Source organism: Flammeovirga aprica JL-4 (assembly GCF_012844305.1).
Lineage (GTDB): Bacteria > Bacteroidota > Bacteroidia > Cytophagales > Flammeovirgaceae > Flammeovirga > Flammeovirga aprica.
On sequence record NZ_JABANE010000241.1, the window covers coordinates 1 to 2,834 of the forward strand.

The window sequence follows — 2,834 nt, forward strand, 5'->3', positions numbered from 1 at the left end:
TTAACGTATTGACTTTTATTATTTTCCATAATAACGATTGTTTTAGTGTATCGTTATTTCAGGACTTCACAAAACTTTAGGATAAAAGATACTCGTTTTTTTGGTTTGGTAGGGCCTTTTGTCAATTTCCATCTTTATGATTTTGGAAAACTTTATATAGATGGATTGAAGGTTGATAATGATCAACTGCCACCTGTTGACTATCGTTATAAGATCGATTATGGTTTTAACTTAGGTTTGGGAGTACACCTTGATAGGTATTTGGTGATGTTGCATTATGATTATGGTTTTGATAGAACAATTAAGAATCAAGAGCCGTTTACAGGGACGGAATATGAATCGACAATTGAGAATAACAATGCTATAAAACTGACTGTGGCTTATAAATTGAAAAGCTGATGCATTTAAATTTCGGGCCTTCCTCTAATTTTATTATTTTCAGAATTAATTCAAAAAAAGCGAATACCCAAAATTAATCAAAATGAAAATTGCAGTAACAGCGGCAAGCGGTCAACTAGGCACAGCGATTGTCAATGCACTCAAAAATGAAATTGGAGCTGAACATGTAGTTGGCATTGTCCGGACACCTGAAAAAGCACAGCACCTCGGTATTGAAACCAGAAAAGGAGATTACAACAGCCGAGAAGAGTACAATGAGGCATTGAAAGGAATTGACAAAGTATTACTGATTTCTGGAATGGGAGATCCCGAGGCTAGAATTCCACAACATAGAAATGTAATTGAAGCGGCCAAGCAGAACGGGGTGAAGAAAATTGTTTATACCAGTATTGTAGGTGTAAGTGATGGAAACTCTTTTAGCCCGATCGTACAGAGTAACCGTCAAACGGAAGAGGATGTGAAAAGCTCGGGTTTGGACTGGGCTTTGGGACGAAATGGAATCTATATTGAGCCGGATCTTGAATATGTGGAGACGTATAAAAAAGAGGGTGAAATTAGAAATTGTGCAGGAGAGGGGAAGTGTGGTTACATCAGCCGACCAGAATTAGGGTATGCCTATACAAAGATGCTTCTAGAAGATAAACACAACGAACAGACTTATAATTTGCTTGGGGATGCGATTACACAGCAGCAATTGGCAGATGTAATCAATGAAGCTTATGGAACGCAAATCGCCTTTAACGCTGTCTCTGTTGAGGAATATACTGCAGAGCGGAAAAAGGAATTAGGTGATTTTCTAGGAGTGGTAATAGCTGGAATTTATTCTGGTATTAAATCTGGAGCCTATGAATTAAGTTCTGATTTTGATAAGGCGGCAGGCAGGCCACCTTTAACAACATTAGAAATGATAAAAGCATATCAGAAGTCACTTTAAATGATATTTTTAGAAACCCATGAACTTAATCATGGGTTTTTTCTTTATATTAGTATTCTGTAGTTCAGATTAAAATGAATTGCTACCGTTAAAAATGAATCAGTTACTGAAGCTCAAAACAACTATTAAATAATCTGACCAATGAAGAAAATAGCACTTTTATACCAGGCTCAGCAGGCGCCGACTATAAATGGTATAACAAAACCAATGAAAGAAGGAGGATATTCTGACAGTGGGGCAGACATTGCCTTTGAATTATCTAAATACGGATTTATCGTCATTACTCCCCAAGCTGACCCTAACATTGAACATGATTTAGATTGGGTTTTTCCTGATACTGAAGATGGAATTCTGGCGGCTATAAATAAAGGGGCAAATACCTTTTGGTTGAATACAGTTTTGTATAAAAACCATCCGATAGAGAAGTTTATGGATAGAAAAATTAAGCTTATCGGACAACAACCTTATCATGTTGAGCTATTTGATGATAAATTTTATACAAACAATCTTTTGAGAAAGCAGAATGTCCCAATTCCTGTGGAACAACGCATTTCCAGAGGAGAAAGTTATCATGTAAATGCCCAAATACAATTCCCTTTAGTCGTAAAACCATTGAGAGGAAGAGGTAGTCAAGGTGTATGTAAGGTGGAAAATCAAGTGGCATTAGAAACAATTTTAAATAATATGTTTACTTCCAAAAAATATGGCAGTTCAGTTTATGTCGAAGAGTTTTTGGAAGGACAGGAAATTACAATAACCGTTATGCCTGCAGGTGATTATATCATTGACCATAGAGAAGTGGAGTATGTCCGCCCGTGGTGTTTGCCGGCTGTAAAAAGGTTGAATCATAAAAACGGAATCATTCCTTACAGCGGAGAAGAGGCGGTAGTCAAAAACAGTATGGTATTAGAAGATGAAGAATTGTATTCAGAGTCTATTTTTAAAATCTCCCAATGCTGTAGAAAGGCAGCTGAATTCCTAGAAATTAAGGCACCTATTCGAATAGATTGTAGAGCAGATAAAGAAGGCAAATATTATATTTTTGATATTAATCTGAAACCCAACATGACAGGTGCTTCAAGACCTCATCGTCAAGATCAAGATAGTTTGATAATGTTGGCGGCCCGAAAAATAGGTTGGGATTACATTGACTTATTAAAAAATATTGTCTCCCAAAGTTGGAAAGCAAAATCTAAGGTGCTTATTTAGAGGCACCAAAAACTCTTCAGAAATACGATAAATTATTCTTGAAGAGTTTTCTTTTTATAGAATAAGCAAACAACAATGATTGACTACCTAATCATATTCAGTACTATGTTATTTCATTTTTTTTGCTCTTTTTATATGAAAACTGAATTACATTATACTCTACCCGATGATAATTGGATAACTTTCTAAAAAGGAAGAAAAGTTGTTATTTTAAATTTCCTAAGTACTGAGACAAATTAAAATATAAGCTATATTTATACCCTAATTATGGGTCGTAAAACAAAAGTTATAG

3 protein-coding genes are annotated in these 2,834 nt (G+C 35.4%); all 3 read left to right on the forward strand.

The window, feature by feature from the left end:
* Positions 1-45: 45 nt before the first annotated feature.
* The 3 genes from HHU12_RS33435 (at position 46) to HHU12_RS33445 (ending at position 2,542) form a co-directional block, all read left to right on the forward strand.
* Positions 46-399 (forward strand): hypothetical protein, encoded by a 354-nt coding sequence (locus HHU12_RS33435; RefSeq protein ID WP_169661065.1) that lies wholly within the window; start codon positions 46-48, stop codon positions 397-399.
* Between the two features lie 82 nt (positions 400-481).
* A complete protein-coding gene (locus HHU12_RS33440) occupies positions 482-1,333 on the forward strand; it encodes an SDR family oxidoreductase (protein WP_169661066.1) in 852 nt (283 codons plus the stop codon).
* A 141-nt stretch (positions 1,334-1,474) separates the two neighbouring features.
* Positions 1,475-2,542 (forward strand): ATP-grasp domain-containing protein, encoded by a 1,068-nt coding sequence (locus tag HHU12_RS33445; protein WP_169661067.1) that lies wholly within the window; start codon positions 1,475-1,477, stop codon positions 2,540-2,542.
* Positions 2,543-2,834: the final 292 nt, after the last annotated feature.